At 56.5% G+C, this 1,451-nt stretch carries 1 protein-coding gene; it reads right to left on the reverse strand.

The window, feature by feature from the left end; genetic code table 11:
- Nucleotides 1–60 precede the first annotated feature (60 nt).
- Nucleotides 61–1,389: a transposase gene (locus FYK55_RS28685; RefSeq protein WP_235909046.1), complete on the reverse strand. Its 1,329-nt coding sequence runs from the start codon at nucleotides 1,387–1,389 to the stop codon at nucleotides 61–63.
- Nucleotides 1,390–1,451 lie beyond the last annotated feature (62 nt).

Genomic DNA, 1,451 nt, shown 5'->3' on the forward strand with positions numbered 1-1,451 from the left:
CAGCCTGTTGAAAAACGACGTTTGCCGAGTTGATCCGAACCGCTGCGGTTGAAGCCTGCTTTAGGTGATACCAAGTCGAGACAATAACCTCGGAATCTCCAGAGGCCGCCGCAGAAGCACGGCGATGGCAAGCCAGGTAAACAAAAGCCTTTCGGCAAGTACCGAGAGGTGCTTTGGCTTGCCGGCGCCAAGCAGTTTGCGGAGGATCAGCCCGAGATTGTAGCCGGCGGCCGCAATCAGATGACGCTTCTGCACTTTGCCTTTGCCGCGGAGCCAACTCCGACGACCGCCGCCCGTCTCACACACGTGAGCGAAGGTGCGTTCCACTCGCTCGCTTCGCCACCTTTGAAGCTTGCGACCGTAGCGACGCCTGATCCGCTGACGGTTGCGACGAAATGCAGCTTCTGATCCTTCCGCTTTATCGGTCCACTTGCGGTTGCTTGCCTGTTCCCGCTCGGGAATGTACGTCAGCAATCCTTCCTCTTCATCGAGTGTGCGAACGGCTTCCGCACTGTGATAGCCCTTGTCTGCAACCACCTTGGTCACCTGGGCGTCGATGCCGCTTTCGCGAAGATGAGTTCGGGCCGAGTTGACCGTGTCCTGAATGGTCAAGCAATCGCCCTGGTCACCGTGGTAGATCTCCGCAGAGATGATGGCCGTTGTCTCGAGATCGACGGCATGTTCGGCCTTGTATTTTAGGTGCGTCCGACCGTCTTTCATCTTGCCGATCTTCGCATCGGGGTCGTTTGGGTTGACCCACTCTTCGTTGGAAACCTTCTTGTTCTTCCGCTTCTTGTCAAACCGACGGAGTTCTTCATCGTCCGGATCGCTGATGCCGGTTTCTTCTTCGTAGAGCTTACGAACGTATTCACGCCAATCATCGCCTGTATCGCGCCTGACGATCGACTTCATCGCAGCATTGGCTTCCAGGTCCGTGGCATCGACGCCAAGCAGGTTCCCTTTGATCAGACCGTGATCGGCGACTGCTTTGAGCACCAACTGAAAGGCCAGTTCATGAATCTCCATCGGCAGACGCTGGCGGATGACGGACAAACTGGAGTGTTCCGGTGTCGACTCGCCGGGGCCGTATCCGAGGAACCGGCCCAGGGAGCGACTGTCTTCGCATCGCCAAGCAATGCCTCGCTGGCTATCGATACCCTCGAAGTAACCGATCAGCAGCATTCGAAAGTAGACGCCCGGCGGAATGCTCCGGCGTCCCTTTTTGGCGTAATACGGCTCACAAGCCTCCTCGATCTGATCATCGAACTCAACCGAATCGAGGACCTTGTTGAGATGATCGTAAAAAGCGTGCCGAGGCCCAGACATAATCGCCTCGGCAGCAATCCAGAACTGTTCCTGCCGCTCGGTGCGACGACGACCCAAACCCATGACAACACTCCAATCGAGGATGTTGTTAAGTTAGCGCAGAGGTCGTATTTTTCAACAGGCTG

The sequence above is a fragment of the Roseiconus nitratireducens genome (genome assembly GCF_008629675.1).
In the GTDB taxonomy this organism is placed as follows: domain Bacteria; phylum Planctomycetota; class Planctomycetia; order Pirellulales; family Pirellulaceae; genus Stieleria; species Stieleria nitratireducens.

Coding starts and splice junctions, on each gene's coding strand:
- FYK55_RS28685 (WP_235909046.1), bottom strand. CDS start 1,389: ATGGGTTTGGGTCGTCGTCGCACCGAGCGGCAGGAACAGTTCTGGATT.